Source organism: Psychrobacter sp. UBA3483 (assembly GCF_002377905.1).
In the GTDB taxonomy this organism is placed as follows: Bacteria; Pseudomonadota; Gammaproteobacteria; order Pseudomonadales; family Moraxellaceae; genus Psychrobacter.
In genome coordinates this window covers 2,021-18,224 of record NZ_DFQS01000008.1, presented here as the reverse complement: position 1 = coordinate 18,224, position 16,204 = coordinate 2,021, and the positions used below count along the sequence as shown (strand labels likewise).

Genomic DNA, 16,204 nt, shown 5'->3' with positions numbered 1-16,204 from the left:
TTAATTGTTGGGTTTGGTATTATTTAAAGTCTTATCTACTACAGCTCCATAGCTATACTGGAAGTTATTTAACCTGCGCTGTTTCTAATAAACTGCCATCTTTATCGAATAAGCAGTCGACGATAATGAGCGGAGCCGCATCCAAACTATCTTCAGCGTAGTAATGTGTTATGACTTCAAAGTTACCATTATTTAATCGTCTGTAGTCTGTGTTTTTTCGTTTAATGTCCATAGACTTAAAGCCTTTAAGCATGGGCTGTACTGCTTTCTGGCACTTCGTTAGCAATGCAATCTTTGATGTTTTTTGAGCTTGTTCGAGTTCAGTATTTCTTTTTTTATCAAATGGGTTACTGCCATTTTGAATCCAAATATAAAATGCTGCAAATGTAATAATAGATAGTCCTGTCAGTGTCTCTTTTTTCATAATATGACTCGTTTAGCAATAATAGAATAAGATATTTACTAACATACAAGCATAGCTCAGTTATTCTTAAGGAGCATGTTAAAACAATAATTAACCGTTGAAAGCAATGGGTAAATGTTACTCCCGTTCTGGTTAGTTCAGCTTAGTATTATAAAATAGGGCTTAATGAAACATGGATACCTTAAATATCGTGTATCTCGTAGGAGCAGTATTAATTTTTGCCAGTATCATGGCAAGTACGTTATCGGCGCGTTTGGGTGTTCCACTTTTGCTATTGTTTTTAGTCGTCGGGATGCTTGCTGGTGAAGAAGGTATCTTGGGTATTGAATTTTCTCAATATGCGATAGCCAATTTTGTCGGACAAGCAGCCTTAGCCTGTATTTTGTTAGATGGCGGGTTGCGCACCTCTGTTAAATCATTCCGAGTTGGCTTAAAACCAGCCATCACACTGGCTACTTGGGGCGTACTTGCGACAGTCATGATACTGGGTGTATTCGTCACATGGCTGCTGGATGTCGATTGGCGCTTTGGCTTATTACTGGCAGCAATCGTAGGTTCAACCGATGCGGCAGCGGTATTTTCACTGTTGCGTAATGGCGGTGTTAAATTAAATGATCGTGTCCAAGCCACGCTTGAATTAGAGTCGGGCGCCAACGACCCTTTAGCGATTCTGTTAGTCACTGGATTGATTGCTTTAAATGTTGATCCTGCCGGACAGACAGCGCTAGGCTTCTTCGGCCTACTATTACAACAGCTTAGTTTTGGTTTAGGAATGGGCTTGTTCTTTGGTTATTTCCTATCTCGATTATTACCCAAGATACATTTGGCAGAAGGTATGTATGCCATTTTAATAATGTCGGCGGGTTTAGCAGTGTTTTCTGCCACTAACTTACTGGGCGGTAGTGGGTTTCTCGCGGTCTTTATCGCTGGTATTATGATTGGCAACCATAAGGTACGCTCAACTGAGCATGTCATGCGCGTGATGGACAGCTTTGCGTGGTTGTCGCAAGCGGTGTTATTTGTGGTATTGGGCCTATTGGTCACGCCATCGAACGTTCTTGAAGTTTGGCCTTATTCAGTGGCCATTGCTGCCTTTATGATTTTAGTGGCTCGTCCTATTGCAGTCTATACCAGTGTTTTACCGTTTAAATTTAAAAATAGAGAGATCGGCTTTATCTCTTGGGTCGGCTTACGTGGTGCAGTGCCCATTACCCTTGCCATGTTGCCAGTGATTGCAGGGGTGGACAATGCCTTTATGCTGTTTGATATCGCTTTTGGGGTGGTGGTCTTATCGTTGGTGTTACAAGGGACGACCATTCCTTTTATGGCCAATCTGTTTAAGGTGCGTATTCCTAACAATAAGGGCCCAAAAGAAGAGCATGAAGTGTGGGTGTCAGATAGAGCAAGTATTACGTTGTATGAATTTGAAGTAAAGTTAGGCGCGTTTGCAATTGGTCGTCATCCGAGGGATATATCTACGCGTATCAGCCCTGAAGGAATCCATGTTTTTGCCTTGGTGCGTGGTCAGCAAATCTTGGCAATTAATGAAAAGACTAAGCTCAAATTTGGCGATAGCGTATGGTATGCCATGAGTGGCGATTATGCCGATCAGATTGCGACTGTCTTTAATGACACTACGTTAGACCGTAGAGCCATCGATGATTTTTATGGCGATTGGATGCTATCGCCGAGTGTCAAACTTAAAGATGTGCCTTTCTTTACCGATAGGATGAAATTCGAATCTCTAGAAGATACCCTGAACACGAAAAATATGTGGGAACAAACGGTTGCTGAATATATTAAGGATAGCTTAAAGATGGCACCCGTAGCAGGCGATACGGTTGTGATTAATAAGGAGTGGTTATTAGTCATTAAAGAAGTTGACGGCCAAGGAAGACTGAGAACGATTGGACTAAAACAACTAGAAAAGCCAGCAGTGGCATAGTATCTATTATTATTAGACATAATATGGACTATTAGCTGAAAGGCAACCATTTAAGACAATTAATAGTCCTGCGAACATTGTCCATTTTAGGTAACTTATTAGCTCAAATTATGGTCTGTTTTACTGGTCTCGCTAGGGTATACCCAAAATAGCAAAATTTTATTTGTGAGAGGAATTCGCATTTTTCTAAGTAAGGCTAATACAGAAGCTAAACTACGTAGCATAATTCTATAATAGAGCCTTTCCCAAACTTTGTGTAACTACCATATAGTATAAGTAGTTAAACACTTTTTAGGAAGGTCTCACACCGAACCAATCAGGCGCTTCCACTGGTTCGGTACCCTAGTGAGGACTTGGATACTAACCTGTAGCCTAGATTATTTGAATAGACATAGTCTCTAAGAGTGGAACAGTGTACATCTAAGTTTACTAGCTAACTCCGGTTCAATGATTTTTAACCATGCTATCTAGGGTCAACATACTATTATTCCTTATGCCCTCTAGCATCTGCAATATACCGAAATTAATATCACTGGAGAAAAAAGCATCTGGTATTATATCGCACCATCAAAAAACCATTATGTTCTGAATATTTGCGCTTCAGAATATAAACCACAAAGTCAGCACGAGCGAACAAGACATTCACTGTCCACTTTATTGCCAAGCTAGCTAGAAAGTATAAAGCTATTGGAATCTCTATTTATGAATAAAGAAACAAGCAATCAGCACTATTTTACCGTGTGGCGATGGCATTTTTATGCAGGAATATTTGTTGTCCCTTTTTTAATTATTTTATCTTGTACCGCACTTGGTATGTTGGTTACGTCTAACACAGTGGGACGAGACAATGACCGTTTAAGCATTACTGTTCCCGAATCAGCAATGCAAGCGCCCCTCGCTACCCAAGCTAAAAACGCGCTCAATACCTTACCCAATAGTACCCTCGTTAAATATATCGCCCCTCGTGATACGGATAAGGTAGCTCTGTTTCAGGTAACATCAGAAGACCATGACAATATGGTAGCCGTCAATCCTTATACTGCAGATATCGTCAACAGTACACCCAGCAATAGCAATCTGTATTATACCTTTGACAGTATTCATGGTGATTTGCTGCTGGGTAAAGTCGGTGATTATATTCAAGAAACGACTGCTTCATTAACAATTCTAATGATACTAACTGGCTGGTATTTGTGGTGGCATAAGCGTAAATCTGTCAAAGCAATGTTAATTCCTGATGATACTAATCTGAAGAAAAAGCGTTCCTTTTTCCGGACGATCCACGCGACATTAGGCAGTTGGATATCTGTTTTGCTACTGTTTTTCTGCATTTCAGGCATGGCTTGGGCAGGCATTTGGGGTGAGCGCATTGTACAGTCGTGGAGCCAGTTCCCTGCGGGTAAATGGGGCGTTGCGCCCATACCACTGTCGATTGACCACAGTCAGCATCATGCTGGTATGAATATGGATAATACTGATGCCGCGCCGCACGTTCATGGCGCAACAGCAGACATAGCGCCCACACATGGTAGCGTATTAAATTCAGGAAAGACTAAAGACGTGCCTTGGGTACTAGAGTTAACACCAATGCCAGAATCAGGTACGACTATGGGTAAAAACGGTATTGCGCCCAATATACCCATTATGATTGATACCGTAGATCGATTTGCTCATGAGCTTGGTTTTGTAGGGCGTTATCAGTTGAATCTACCGCAAGGGGAAACAGGCGTATGGACGATTAGCCAAGACTCAATGAGCTACGATATGAAAAGCCCAACGGCTGATCGCACCGTGCATATTGACCGCTATTCCGGTAAGGTTTTGGCTGATATACACTTCGATGATTACAATGCGTTTGGTAAATTTATGGCAGCGGGTGCTGCCATACACATGGGGACGCTGGGGTGGTGGAGTGTATTAGCCAACGTTTTATTCTGCCTCTCTGTTATTGCCATTTGTGTGAGTGGTTATGTGATGTGGTGGCAACGCCGTCCTCGTCAAACTAACGACATGACTGGACTCAATCCACCAGCTCGTAGTCAGCGTTTTACTATAGGGTGGACGCTTGCCATTCCGTTACTTATTGTCGCTATCATATTCCCAACGGCAATCATTGCTATTGTTGTCATCGCTTTATTAGATTTTTTATTGATATCGCGTGTTAAATTTTTACGCAAGCTCCTGAAGTAAGTATCTTTAATAGATTCTACTGTTATAGGCTATAGCCTCAAAGAAGCCTGACTAGATACTTTCTTATTGACTTGTAACATAGACATGTTAATGTGAGCGTTCTTTGGGGAGTAGCCTGCTTTCGTTCTGCGAAAGAGTTCGTGTCAACATGCTTGGCCATATGCCATGGTACGAACACCTCTCGGTTGGCGAGACCATCGATATATCCACACTGCAGGTCGAGAGTGTGCGTATGTCGTTGACTCTATACTCGGCCTGAGAACATCACATGAATCCTATAGCACTTTCATTACTTGCTTTTTCTATGTCTACTGATGCCTTTTCTGTGGCGATTGGTAAAGGCGCAAGTCTTAAAAACCCCCGTTTTACCGAAGCGTTAAGAATGGGTGTCATCTTTGGCTCTATTGAAGCGATTACCCCTATCATTGGCTGGTTAATTGGCCGTTCTGCTACCTCTTTTATCGATGCCTCTTTTATTGAAGCATGGGACCATTGGGTCGCATTCGTCATTCTATTAGGCTTAGGGCTGCACATGCTGTATGCAGGGCTAAAACCGGATAATGAAGAACAAGAAGCCCCCTCAAGACATTCGTTTCTCAAACTTGCTGTTGCTGCTTTTGGTACTAGTATCGATGCGATGGCTGTCGGTATTAGTCTTGCATTTATAGAAGTTAATATTCTACTAGCAGCAAGCTTGATTGGGTTGGCGACGGCCACCATGGTCACGTTTGGCGTGATGCTTGGAAAAGTACTGGGATCACTCATCGGCCATAAAGCGGAAATGTTCGGCGGCTTAATGCTAATTGCCATCGGTGGGTGGATCCTATTCAGCCATTTTTAATTGCAAAAGCCTATATGTGACCTGATAATTTAGTCCTCTTTATTATTTTCTTATCAGCTGCATCCAACAAGTCAGCCGTATGGTCAGCGACTGGCTCAAGGAAATCTCTTTTACTACGTATCCATGTTAAAAGTGGCATATTTACCCCATCCAATTTGAACTCATTATATCCACTCAATACACCCTTTGATCTTTATTTAAAGGTAAAACAACATCATATAAAAATCGTTTTAATGCAGTAAGGCTTAATAATAACCATTATGTTGCATTCATAATCGCTTTTCTGCAAAATGGCTTATCTATAAACTCTTGAGCCACTCATGATGAACCCCCTACCTCAGACCCTATTGGCGCAGCATGGCTTGTCCGTCATGCAAGCATCGAGCTGGCTGCCCCTTTATAGGTCAGCAGTAGTATCGATGGGCGCAGGCTGTAGTGGTCAACTAATTTAGGATGCCACCCAAAAAACAATTAATAGAATGAAGGACAAGAAAATGAATGTCATGAAAACAGATACAGGTGTGGTGGGGGAGCTTTCTACTTGGGAAGCCGACGAATTACGAGTACGCGCGACATTAGGCGCTTCAGGGGCCACGTCACCTGATCAATTGGCGAGTATGAGCGGTAAGGCACTCTTTGAGGCGATGTTTGCTGGAGAGTTGCCCTCGCCACCGATTGGCGAGACACTGGATTTTATCCCTATCCATATAGAGGATGGTAGTGCTATTTTTCAGGGTCGGCCAGGTAAGCAACATTACAATCCTCTGGGCAGTGTGCATGGTGGTTGGTTTTGTACCATTCTCGACTCCGCTGTCGGCTGCGCTATTCACTCAACTTTACCCGCTGGTAAAGGCTATACCACGCTAGAGATTAAGGTAAATATGATTCGCCCCTTGACGACAGCTATTCCGCTGGTGCGTGCTGAGGCCAAGATCATCCATGTGGGGCGTCAGACAGCCACGGCTGAAGGTCGCATCGTTGGTCCTAATGGCAAACTATATGCGCACGCCACCACGACTTGTTTAATATTTGACATGCCACAGTAAAAACAATATCAAAATTTTACTTCACTGGTTTTGACTATTGATAAACTCTAAGGCTAATTTCATGCAAACATTCGAACGCACCAACACATTAGATGACAAACAAGCGCGCTATTACGACCTGTCCGCGTTGGGTAATAAGGATAAAAACAAATCGAGGACAGCGGCTCATTTCTATGGTGGCAACGGCTTTACGACTGGCGTCTATTTACCACTATTAACCAAGCTCAGTGCGCACTTTGCTATCACCAGTCTTGCCATGCGCGGCTACTGGCATGATTTACCATCCGTTAAGAAACTTACCCGCGATCAAGATGCCGATATATTGATTGATTTTTTAGAGAAGACACAAGACAGCCCTATCGTCGGTATTGGACATTCTCAAGGTGCTACCGCCACTGCCATCGCCGCAGCCAAACGTCCAGAGCTGTTCTCAGAGCTTTATTTGATAGAGCCTGTGACTTTTACCAAATCGCAAACTCTCATGATGAACGCTGCGCCTGACGACTTAAAGGTTGGTCAAGAACCGTTCAAAAGCACGTTAGCCAAGCAAACAAATTGGGAGAGTATTGAGTTATACTACGACTATCTACGGGCGCAACGCGCATTCAAGCGTATCAATAACGATCATCTTTATACTTTTGCAAAAAACAGTCTTGTCCAAAATGAGCAAGGGCAATACAGCCTACTGTTCGACCCTAAGCAAGAGTTGGCAAGTTACTTTGACACTCCTTTTGTCAATGATGCTTTAAAAGAGCTCAACGACCTTGATGTCCCCTACACCATTATTGTTGGCAAACCCTCTATGTTTATTAGCAATGAGGTTCGTAAAGTTTGGGAAGATCTCGTCCCTGTTGAACGCATCATTGAGCTATCAGACAATGGACATCTTCTGCCAATGGAAGCACCTGAACAGTGTGCGACTATCATTATAAAGAGGTTCAGCAGTAATATACCCAGTTCTTCATAGCTACAAAGTAAAAAATATGTCTAGGGCGTGTCTTCAATTCATCTTACAATGAACGATAGTACACGCCAGATAAAGCATTGACTTAAAATTACGAGCCAACTTCTCATAGCGAGTAGCGATACTACGAAAGTGCTTAAGCCTTGCAAACATATTTTCAACAAGATGACGCAGCTTGTATAAATAGCTATCAAATTCTGGATTAGGCTGCTTGGCATTCTTCCTTTTAGGAACGATGGGTATCATATTATGGCTTCGAGCTTTGTCTCTGATACACTCTGAGTCATAGCCTTTATCAGCAATAAAGTAATCAGCTTGTCCAATCATGTCAATCAATTCACCTGCAACTTGACTGTCGTGGACGTCACCCCCAGTGATTTTAAAATGGAGCGGATATCCATCGGCATCACAGGATAGGTGTATCTTTGTAGTTGCGCCGCCACGGCTTCGTCCAATTGCTCGATCTTCACCACGCCGAGCTCCACTTGCATGCTGGTGACAGCGAACATAGCTTCCGTCTGTGAATACCCATTCCGTATCAATTTCTTTGCGTAAGCTAAAAAAAAATCCTCCCATAAGCCAGTTTTCGACCATCGATTAAAGCGACTATAGGCTGTTTTCCACGAACACAATTCTTTAGGTATGTCACGCCAAGGCGCCCCTGTGCGCAGTTTCCACAGTATGGCTTCCATGATCTCTCGACTGTTTTGAGTTTGATAGCAGCCATGCTGTGTCATTGTTGATTGCAATTGATCCCAAAGCGTATCTGTTAGTGCTGTTCTTGCCATAACTTGTATTTCTCGCATCGTCTCAATAGATACGGTATTGTAACTATTATTTATGGCTTATCCAATTGAAGACACGCCCTAGAAATAATCAATACATATGAACTACTGAGCCTCTTTAGGCTCAGACTTACTACTGGCATAAATAAAACAAAGTGCGATAGCTAAGCAAACCAAAGCCGCCATTCTACTGACCGAAAGGCTAATCGCCTCGTTACCCAACCAGCCAAAATTATCGATCAGTACGCTCATGCTCAGCTGACCAAAAATAACCGCTACCGTTGCCACTGCAGTACCAATACGCTGGACTGCAACCACCATAATGACGATATAAGGAACGCCACATAAGGCACCAAGCAGTTGCCATTTAGGGACATCCAACAACGTGACAGTATGACTTGGCTCAAAAAAGAAAATAAGCAATGCAGTTACTACCGCACCCACAGAAAAGGTTAAAAAAGCACTTTTAAACACCCCAATATTGCCGCCAAGACGGCCATTCAATGCCGCTTGTACGCTCAAAGCCGCGCCGCCAATTATCGACAATACAATCATTAAAATAAGCATTGTTTTTTACCCCTGTGCCATAAAGATAAGTGCAGCAATAATAAAAAATAAAGCGATAATGCGTTTGCTGTCTATTTTTCGCTCCATAGTCTCAAACAAACCATAATGGTCTATGAGTAAACTCTGAAACACTTGCCCAGCCAGTATGCCAATCATCGTCAACGCAATACCAATGACCGGTGTCACCACGGTTAATACCACCACATAAACAGGACCTAAAATACCGCCAACCAGCAGTAAAGGGGGCTGTGAGAAAAAGGAAGGGCTATCTCGCGGACTAAAAAACAACATCAAAAAGAATGTCAGAGCAGCGCCAACGCCAAAAATACTCAACGTTGCCCACAGCTCGCCTACCTCATTTCCTAAAGGTCCAAGTAATCCCGCTTCAACAGATAATCCCATGCCCCCTAAAACAACAATAAGTATTAATAAAATTTGCATGTAATAATCCTCAATGAGCAATGCGGCGTAGTGTACCGCAGCCTATACCCATTAAAAAACGCTATAATATAGAAATAACCTTTGCATAAGTTGCACAAATGAATACAGTGGATAGCATCAACATAAAAACTCTATTATTTTTTATAGAGGTTTTTGACGCTCAGAGTTTTTCTGTAGTGGCGCGAAAAGAAGGTGTGTCAGCTTCTAAAGTGTCTCGTATTATCAAACAGCTAGAAGACTCTTTAGGGCAACAGCTTTTTCATCGCAATACACGTACCGTCATTCCGACTGAAGCGGGACATGTGTTTATGCGCTATGCAAAATCCATGACTGAAAGCATGAATGCGGCACAACAGGAACTTCAAGACAGGACTTTAGAACCAGGTGGTTTAATCAGAATCAACGCCCCTATTTTTTTTGGACAACGCCATATCGCACCTTGGCTGCCGCAGCTTAGTGCTCAATATCCTAGATTACAGATAGATTTGACGTTAACGGATGACTTTATTGATCCTCATCATTACGCAACAGACGTTATTTTTAGAATCGGTACTTTAAATGACTCGACCTTTCATGCGCGTATTTTTGGTGAGCAAACCTATCATCTTGCCGCTTCTCCGGCGTATATAAGCACACATGGTAAATTGCAAGTGCCAGCAGATCTGACGCATCATAAATGCCTAGTGTATAAGGGCTCAACAGGACCCAATCGTTGGCTTTTTAAAACAGGAAATGAAGATTGGACGCCATTCTTAGCGCCTGCTTTGTTGATGTCTAATAATGCAGAATCTTTATTGGTATCTGCACTCAAAGGAATGGGAATCGTGCTTTTTCCAGATTGGCTTATCGGTGAGTACTTGAAGAGTGGTGAGCTTATTAAGCTATTGCCTAATTATAGTACGGCAGTCAAAACCACACCTCAGCATGTCGCTGCTCTCTATCCTCATACTCGTCACATTTCTCTAAATGTAAGAACGCTAATTGATTATTTTGCCAAGGTTTATGGCACTCCTCTTTATTGGCAACTCAATTAAACGGCCATAACGGTGTTTGTCAACATAGTTGTCACTATTTACGAAAGAGATGCACATGAGAGAATAATGATGCATATATTCTCTGATAAAAATGCGCATAATAAATTCTAAAGTATTATCTATGACATGCTGCTGGCCATTTGCTCGGCCAGTTTTTTAAGGTCAGATTGAGTAGTCATTGCTTATTCTTCGGTTATTGGATTATAAGCAGTTACACACTTTTTAGGAAAGGCTCTCAAACTCAAAAGGCGATACATAGCCCAATGCACTGTGTATACGCTTTTTATTGAACCGATCTACCCAATTCAATGTCGCAAGTTGTACATTCGCTAAACCTTGCCAATCTGCTTTTAAATATTCAATCACCTCTGTTTTGTATAACCTATGCCCTGTTTCAGCCAAAGCATTATCAAGGCCTGGTTATATATTTTTTCTTATGTTATCAAGCCAAGCTTGCATACTTGGTGTAAGCAAGCGATGACGGCGCCAAGCCATGACAAGCTCCCATTTTAACTGAGGTTGGGTTAGTGGCAAGCAGACTAATCCTGTTAAATCCAACTTTTGAGTATAATATTGAGGCAAAAGAGTCACGCCCATATCCTGTTTTACCATGTCAAGAAGCAAGTGCCACTGATTGGTTTGGCAAATAATATTAGGTTCAAAACCTAGTGATTGACAGTTTTCTATAATCATCGGAGTAAATGATGAATTGGAGGTAAATAAAATTAGGGGTGCATTTGATAGTGACTTAAGTGTTACCTTGGTTTTTTGCTTACCCATACGGTTTTTATTTGCTACGACCACCACTGGATAGCAACATATCGACAAGTAGTCAAAATCATCGTCAATCGGCTTCATCAATGTTGCCACATCAAGTTGCCCCTCTAGAAGGGCCTGCTTAAGTGACTCAGCACCATCTTCGATAAGTGAAGTTTCTATACTAGGATGCATTTGATAAAAGTTAAAAATAGCTTTGCTTAGTATTTCACTGCCTAACGGTGAAATCCCCAAACGCAATTTACCACCTATTAATTGCTGATAATCTACTACTGTTTGTTCAAGATTATCTGCCTTTTGTAAGATATCAACTGCTTGAATATAGAGGTGTTCGCCAATTTCCGTTAAATTAACTAGCCGCTTTTTTCTATGAGTCAAAGGCTTATCAAACAGAGCTACGCCTAAATATTCTTCAAGATTACTGATAGATTTGGTAACGGTGGGTTGGGTTAAATTGAGTTGAATACTGGCTTGAAGAAACCCACCTGTTTTTACGACTGTCACAAAGCAGCGTAATTGTTTCAAAGTTATCATAAATAATAAACCATGGTTAGGAAGGATAATGAAATTTATTATAGGAATTGGGAATAAAAATAAAAATATAATTCATAATTTATGACTAGGGTATTTTTATAATAAGTAGTCTCTAATCAACAAACAACAATTATTATGCGTAATCCTAATATTCGCTTATCCCTACCCTTTGTAGCTGAAAAAAAACTTAGACTTCAACAGTTCTGTCGCCAATCATGGCTTCATGTCCTTATGCAATGCGCTATTATCGCAGCTGTCTGGTATTGTGCTGCGATATTGGTTGAGTTATTGCATCTACCCGTATCCTCAGGCGTCTTAGGAGTATTTTTAATGCTGATCTTATTAATGAGTGGTGCTATCAAGGTTAACTGGGTCAGACTGGGGGCAAAATTTGTTTTGGGTGAATTAGTATTAATGTTTATCCCGCTTATGATGTCAATACTTCAATATAAGGCGCTGTTTGTCAGTAAAGGATGGCAATTAATGCTGACAATTATCTTGAGTACCGCGATGGTGATGCTAAGCTCAGCATTAACTTTTATCATGGGGCGCCGTTTGCAACGTAGATTGTATCGTCATCAGATTCATAAAGCCCAATTAAACCTAAAAAATGATAGTAATGCGTGAGGATTTGCGATGAATACTTGGTCAATCCTTTGTCTCATTTGGACATTGGCTGCCTATTATATGGCTAGAGTAATCTATGTGCGCTATCGAAAATCTTGGCTAAACCCTGCTATCACGGTTCCAGTAGTAACGCTTTCATTAATGATTATTTTTAATATCTCTTATGATACTTATTGGAAGGATACAGCTTGGATTGTGCAGTTACTTGCCCCCGCAACGGTTGCGTTTGCTATACCTATTTATGAGTATCGTCGTTTAATACGTCAACATGCTTTGGCTTTGACCGCTTCTATAACTGTCGGGATGGTGGTGGGGGTCTTAAGCATATATATATTCGCTGGTTTGTTTCATTTTGATAAGACCTTGACCTATAGCTTGATGGCCCGTTCAATATCGACACCATTTGCGTTAGACTTATCTGAAAAAATTCACGGCTCTTCCTCTTTAGTTTCATTGTTTACTTTGATTACAGGGATGGTGGGAATGATTTTAGGGGATATGATCTTGACTTTTTTTCGTATTCGCTCCCATCTTGCAAATGGAATCGCATTTGGTAATGCATCACACGGTTTTGGTACGGCCCGGGCAAGTCAGCGCAATGAGGACGAGGGCGTTATAGCCAGTTTAACAATGATTTTAGCGGGATTATTTATGATATTCTTAGGTCCTTCATTAATACATGGCGTAATGTTATTTGGGCAAGTTTAAACAAATATATATAGAGACCCTAATCCATATTAAGAATAGATATAATAACAGCCATTATCACTAACAGATAAACAATAAAAAAACGTATGAATTTCCGTTTTCTTTCTAAAGTTAATTCGACTTTAACTAAATGTAATGAGCTTTATTCCTTTTAAATTTCAACCTATTAACTTATCCTATTTAAGATCAAATAAAAATAAATGACTGAACCGCTCCGACATAGTCGGGGCGGTTCAGGTTTTGCGAATGCAAGGTTTGAAACGGATATAGAGGAAGGGCTAGATGTGTTAGAGGAATATTATCCTGAACAAGAGCGAAGCTTTTTGGTAGAGCAACAAGCTTCGCATGAAGGGGTTGTGCAGGATATTCAGCAGGGATTGCAGCAGAGTATCAGAGCTGTGAATTGAGCACAGTTGAATTATCTAGTCAGCTTGGTAAGTCAATTAATGGATTCTGAACAAGTTGGCTAGTCACTAATTGAGGGGAGCTTGGGCTCCCTTATTTTAGAAGTTTTCTAGTACAATTTTGCCTTTCGACTTGCCTGATTCAAGCAACTTATGCGCCTTTTCCAAGTTTGCAGCGTTAATTTTGCCTAGATTTTGGTTGAGGGTACTTCTAATTTTTTGCTGGTCAACTAATTGGGCAACCTGTTGCAACAGATCACCTTGCTTTTCAATATCATCGGTTTCATACATTGAACGGGTGAACATCAACTCCCAATGGATAGAAATAGATTTAGTCTTAAACGGCATAATATCAAAGGTTTGTGGATCATCGATCAATCCAAACTTGCCTTGTGGTGCAATCAGAGAAACTATCTGCTCGATATAGGTGTCTGTATGATTTGTAGAGAATACGTATTTTGGTTTTGCAATGCCTAGTGTCTCGATTTGTGCATTTAAATCTTTGCTATGATCAATGACATGGTCGGCACCAAGTGATTCCACCCAAGATTTCGTTTCTTCACGTGACGCTGTTGCTATAACGGTCAGATTTGTTTTTGCTTTTAGGAGTTGGATAGCGATTGATCCTACACCACCTGCACCACCAATAATTAAAATACTGCCAACTTCTGTTTCTGAAATTTGAAACCGATCAAACAGCATTTCCCATGCCGTTATTGCAGTTAATGGCAATGCGGCTGCTTCTGCATTAGATACTGTAATTGGTTTAAGACTAATAATTCGTTCATCGACTGCTTGATACTCAGCATTACTACCATCTCGGGTTAAATCGCCAGCATACCAAACAGAATCTCCTACTTTAAACGAAGTAACTTTTGAGCCAACTTCAATAATTTCCCCAACGGCATCCCAACCTAAAATACGATTATTTGCTTCAGACGAATTTTTTCTCACTTTGGTATCAACTGGATTCACAGAGATTGTCTGAACTTTTACCAGTACATCACGCTCTTTAAGCGTAGGCTTCGCTTTTTCAATATCTACCAATGAATTTTTAAAATCATCATGGTTATTTATAACATACGATACGGCTTTCATAGATTTGTCCTCAACTTTAAAAAAATATAGTAAAAATGGGAGCGAAGTGCTCCCATTTTATGTTATTCAATAATTAAAACTCTTGGCTCGTTGGGCGCAAAACAATTTCATTAATATCTACATCCGCAGGCTGTTCAATTGCATAAGCAATTGCTCGAGCGACTGAGTCAGCTGGTATGGCTTGTTTGTAGAAATCAGTAACAAACTCTGAACTTTCTTTATGAGAAGAACCGAATTTTAGTTCTGACTCAATTGCACCAGGCTCAATAGTAGTCGTTCTAATTGTTCCCCCAACTTCATGACGAAGGCCTTCTGAGATGGCTCTTACAGCAAACTTAGTACCGCTATAAACAGTACCTCCTGGACTAAATACTTTTAACCCTGCAACAGATGAGAGATTAATAAAGTGTCCAAAGTTTTGTTTTTGGAAAACAGGTAGGGTAGCTGCTATACCATAAAGAACACCTTTAATATTAATGTCGATCATACGATCCCATTCATCAACTTTTAGCTCACTTAATGGTGCAATAGACATCAATCCAGCATTGTTTACCAATACATCGATTTGACCAAATGCGCTTAATGCCTTTTCAATAAGTGCTTGTACTTCGTGTGGTTTGGTTATATCCATACCAATAAATTCAGCTTGACCACCTTCAGCACGAATGTCGTGAACAATAGCCTCTAATTTTTCAGTACGTCTAGCACCAATTACAACCTTTGCACCTTTTTTAGCAAGTAAGCGAGCAGTAGCTTCACCTAAACCACTACTTGCACCAGTGATAACAATAACTTTATTTTCTATATTATTCATACAAGTAACCTTCAACCTATCTGTCAATCATATTTGAGGGTTAAGTATTACAGCCTTGCTAGGTATAATAAATGAATAATATTATCTTTCAGAATTCCTATTTACGGAATAATTACTATAACACAGGATTGGACATGCAGAACAAATTGGAAATGATGCGTATCTTTTGTGTCGCAGCAGAGTCTCGAAATTTTAAAGAGGCAGCAACTCAACTGGGTATTTCCCCACAGGTAGTGACACGGGCAATAAAAGAGCTAGAAGAGCAGCGCGGAGAGATTTTGTTTTACAGGAGTACTCGACAAATTAAAATTACCGCTGATGGTGAGCGTCTGGCAAAGCAAGCACGTCTTGCGGTGGAATCGATCGATGCTTTGCTTGTAAAAGACACCAAGGAAAAACGAGATGAAATGCGTGGGACTGTCCGTCTTACTGTGTCGTCTGTGTTAGGGCGTAAATTGGTAGTACCTGCACTAGCAGAATTTGCCATACGTTATCCAGATATTGTCGTGGATTGTGTGCTAACAGACTCACACTCGGATGTGATCGATGAGCGGATAGATATCGGGATCAGATTTGGATTTTTGCCGGACAATCGATATGTGGCAAGGGAATTGGCTAAAGTGAAATTTTATTCTGTGGGTACGCCAGAGTTAATTGATAAGGTTGGAATGCCCAAAAAAATTATTGACCTTGATAAATACCCTCTAACAGCACTAGTCGATCATAAAACAGGGCGTTACTGGCCATGGACATTCACCGAAAGTCGAAGCTTTACGCCATCAAAGCCCCGTTTTATTACAGATGATCTAGAAGCTGAATTTCAAGCTATTCTCGCTGGAGTTGGATTCGGACACATGCCTGGATTTCTAGTTTTGCCGTGGCTTAGGAGTGGTAAGCTCATTCAGATACTTCATGAGGAAACCTCTCCCGTTTGGCGCCTGTATTTATATCGTCCACAGCGGGGCCCGACACCTTTGCGAATCCGAGCATTGTTTGATTACTTAG

General features: G+C 41.1%; 17 protein-coding genes, 2 pseudogenes and 1 riboswitch. Of the genes and pseudogenes, 11 read left to right on the top strand and 8 right to left on the bottom strand.

The genetic code is table 11. The features are described from left to right. Positions 1-64: 64 nt before the first annotated feature. Positions 65-424 (bottom strand): hypothetical protein, encoded by a 360-nt coding sequence (locus B2866_RS01870; RefSeq protein ID WP_144297953.1) that lies wholly within the window; start codon positions 422-424, stop codon positions 65-67. Between the two features lie 172 nt (positions 425-596). On the opposite strand from B2866_RS01870, the gene B2866_RS01865 reads away from it, so the two are divergent. From B2866_RS01865 to B2866_RS01840, 6 genes are all read left to right on the top strand, one after another. Continuing rightward, positions 597-2,369, top strand: a complete 1,773-nt coding sequence (locus B2866_RS01865) for a potassium/proton antiporter (RefSeq protein WP_296190112.1) — start codon at positions 597-599, stop codon at positions 2,367-2,369. Positions 2,370-3,071: 702 nt separating this feature from the next. Further along, a complete protein-coding gene (locus B2866_RS01860) occupies positions 3,072-4,559 on the top strand; it encodes a PepSY-associated TM helix domain-containing protein (protein WP_296190110.1) in 1,488 nt (495 codons plus the stop codon). 93 nt (positions 4,560-4,652) lie between these two features. Next, positions 4,653-4,820: riboswitch (yybP-ykoY riboswitch) on the top strand. Positions 4,821-4,863: 43 nt separating this feature from the next. Further along, positions 4,864-5,400 (top strand): manganese efflux pump MntP family protein, encoded by a 537-nt coding sequence (locus B2866_RS01855; RefSeq protein ID WP_264753702.1) that lies wholly within the window; start codon positions 4,864-4,866, stop codon positions 5,398-5,400. Between the two features lie 320 nt (positions 5,401-5,720). Continuing rightward, the gene (locus B2866_RS01850) at positions 5,721-5,852 is read left to right on the top strand and encodes a hypothetical protein (RefSeq protein WP_265089283.1); all 132 of its coding nucleotides are present in this window, start codon (positions 5,721-5,723) and stop codon (positions 5,850-5,852) included. A gap of 42 nt (positions 5,853-5,894) precedes the next feature. Continuing rightward, positions 5,895-6,446, top strand: coding sequence for a PaaI family thioesterase (locus B2866_RS01845; RefSeq protein WP_296190103.1), 552 nt, complete (start codon positions 5,895-5,897; stop codon positions 6,444-6,446). Positions 6,447-6,507: 61 nt separating this feature from the next. After that, the gene (locus B2866_RS01840) at positions 6,508-7,413 is read left to right on the top strand and encodes an alpha/beta fold hydrolase (RefSeq protein ID WP_201625807.1); all 906 of its coding nucleotides are present in this window, start codon (positions 6,508-6,510) and stop codon (positions 7,411-7,413) included. Positions 7,414-7,446: 33 nt separating this feature from the next. Here B2866_RS01840 and B2866_RS01835 read toward each other — a convergent pair. From B2866_RS01835 to B2866_RS01825, 3 genes are all read right to left on the bottom strand, one after another. Further along, positions 7,447-8,198 (bottom strand): IS5 family transposase gene (locus B2866_RS01835; RefSeq protein ID WP_296190099.1). Its coding sequence is split into 2 segments (ribosomal slippage): positions 7,447-7,991 and positions 7,991-8,198, totalling 753 coding nucleotides; the frame shifts between segments, so codons are not numbered across the junction. Positions 8,199-8,300: 102 nt separating this feature from the next. Then, positions 8,301-8,762, bottom strand: coding sequence for a DMT family transporter (locus B2866_RS01830; protein WP_201625806.1), 462 nt, complete (start codon positions 8,760-8,762; stop codon positions 8,301-8,303). Between the two features lie 6 nt (positions 8,763-8,768). Next, positions 8,769-9,203 carry a DMT family transporter gene (locus B2866_RS01825; protein WP_201625805.1) on the bottom strand — a complete coding sequence of 145 codons (435 nt, stop codon included), beginning with the start codon at positions 9,201-9,203 and terminating at the stop codon, positions 8,769-8,771. A gap of 98 nt (positions 9,204-9,301) precedes the next feature. On the opposite strand from B2866_RS01825, the gene B2866_RS01820 reads away from it, so the two are divergent. Continuing rightward, positions 9,302-10,237 (top strand): LysR family transcriptional regulator, encoded by a 936-nt coding sequence (locus B2866_RS01820; protein ID WP_296190089.1) that lies wholly within the window; start codon positions 9,302-9,304, stop codon positions 10,235-10,237. A gap of 222 nt (positions 10,238-10,459) precedes the next feature. Here the strand turns inward: B2866_RS01820 and B2866_RS01815 are convergent. Continuing rightward, a pseudogene (locus B2866_RS01815) lies at positions 10,460-10,648 on the bottom strand (integrase core domain-containing protein); the annotation flags it as partial. A gap of 9 nt (positions 10,649-10,657) precedes the next feature. Then, entirely contained in the window at positions 10,658-11,548 is an 891-nt protein-coding gene (locus B2866_RS01810) for a LysR family transcriptional regulator (RefSeq protein WP_068406606.1), read from the bottom strand. Positions 11,549-11,683: 135 nt separating this feature from the next. Between B2866_RS01810 and B2866_RS01805 the strand changes: the two genes are divergently transcribed. From B2866_RS01805 to B2866_RS13220, 3 genes and pseudogenes are all read left to right on the top strand, one after another. Continuing rightward, positions 11,684-12,175, top strand: coding sequence for a CidA/LrgA family protein (locus B2866_RS01805; protein WP_296190084.1), 492 nt, complete (start codon positions 11,684-11,686; stop codon positions 12,173-12,175). 9 nt (positions 12,176-12,184) lie between these two features. Then, entirely contained in the window at positions 12,185-12,883 is a 699-nt protein-coding gene (locus tag B2866_RS01800) for an LrgB family protein (RefSeq protein WP_296190082.1), read from the top strand. A gap of 236 nt (positions 12,884-13,119) precedes the next feature. Next, a pseudogene (locus B2866_RS13220) lies at positions 13,120-13,290 on the top strand (hydrolase or metal-binding protein); the annotation flags it as partial. A gap of 96 nt (positions 13,291-13,386) precedes the next feature. Here the strand turns inward: B2866_RS13220 and B2866_RS01795 are convergent. Together B2866_RS01795 and B2866_RS01790 are read right to left on the bottom strand one after the other, a co-directional pair. Next, positions 13,387-14,385: a zinc-binding alcohol dehydrogenase family protein gene (locus tag B2866_RS01795; protein WP_296190079.1), complete on the bottom strand. Its 999-nt coding sequence runs from the start codon at positions 14,383-14,385 to the stop codon at positions 13,387-13,389. A gap of 73 nt (positions 14,386-14,458) precedes the next feature. Then, a complete protein-coding gene (locus B2866_RS01790; RefSeq protein ID WP_296190077.1) occupies positions 14,459-15,199 on the bottom strand; it encodes an SDR family oxidoreductase in 741 nt (246 codons plus the stop codon). Positions 15,200-15,333: 134 nt separating this feature from the next. Between B2866_RS01790 and B2866_RS01785 the strand changes: the two genes are divergently transcribed. Further along, on the top strand, positions 15,334-16,204 hold an 871-nt coding region (locus B2866_RS01785), incomplete at its 3' end, for a LysR family transcriptional regulator (protein WP_296190114.1).

Excerpts from the sequence above, each read along its gene's own strand:
- B2866_RS01870 (WP_144297953.1), bottom strand. The coding sequence starts at position 424 with ATGAAAAAAGAGACACTGACAGGACTATCTATTATTACATTTGCAGCA.
- B2866_RS01865 (WP_296190112.1), top strand. The coding sequence starts at position 597 with ATGGATACCTTAAATATCGTGTATCTCGTAGGAGCAGTATTAATTTTT.
- B2866_RS01860 (WP_296190110.1), top strand. The coding sequence starts at position 3,072 with ATGAATAAAGAAACAAGCAATCAGCACTATTTTACCGTGTGGCGATGG.
- B2866_RS01855 (WP_264753702.1), top strand. The coding sequence starts at position 4,864 with ATGTCTACTGATGCCTTTTCTGTGGCGATTGGTAAAGGCGCAAGTCTT.
- B2866_RS01850 (WP_265089283.1), top strand. The coding sequence starts at position 5,721 with ATGATGAACCCCCTACCTCAGACCCTATTGGCGCAGCATGGCTTGTCC.
- B2866_RS01845 (WP_296190103.1), top strand. The coding sequence starts at position 5,895 with ATGAATGTCATGAAAACAGATACAGGTGTGGTGGGGGAGCTTTCTACT.
- B2866_RS01840 (WP_201625807.1), top strand. The coding sequence starts at position 6,508 with ATGCAAACATTCGAACGCACCAACACATTAGATGACAAACAAGCGCGC.
- B2866_RS01830 (WP_201625806.1), bottom strand. The coding sequence starts at position 8,762 with ATGCTTATTTTAATGATTGTATTGTCGATAATTGGCGGCGCGGCTTTG.
- B2866_RS01825 (WP_201625805.1), bottom strand. The coding sequence starts at position 9,203 with ATGCAAATTTTATTAATACTTATTGTTGTTTTAGGGGGCATGGGATTA.
- B2866_RS01820 (WP_296190089.1), top strand. The coding sequence starts at position 9,302 with ATGAATACAGTGGATAGCATCAACATAAAAACTCTATTATTTTTTATA.
- B2866_RS01810 (WP_068406606.1), bottom strand. The coding sequence starts at position 11,548 with ATGATAACTTTGAAACAATTACGCTGCTTTGTGACAGTCGTAAAAACA.
- B2866_RS01805 (WP_296190084.1), top strand. The coding sequence starts at position 11,684 with ATGCGTAATCCTAATATTCGCTTATCCCTACCCTTTGTAGCTGAAAAA.
- B2866_RS01800 (WP_296190082.1), top strand. The coding sequence starts at position 12,185 with ATGAATACTTGGTCAATCCTTTGTCTCATTTGGACATTGGCTGCCTAT.
- B2866_RS01795 (WP_296190079.1), bottom strand. The coding sequence starts at position 14,385 with ATGAAAGCCGTATCGTATGTTATAAATAACCATGATGATTTTAAAAAT.
- B2866_RS01790 (WP_296190077.1), bottom strand. The coding sequence starts at position 15,199 with ATGAATAATATAGAAAATAAAGTTATTGTTATCACTGGTGCAAGTAGT.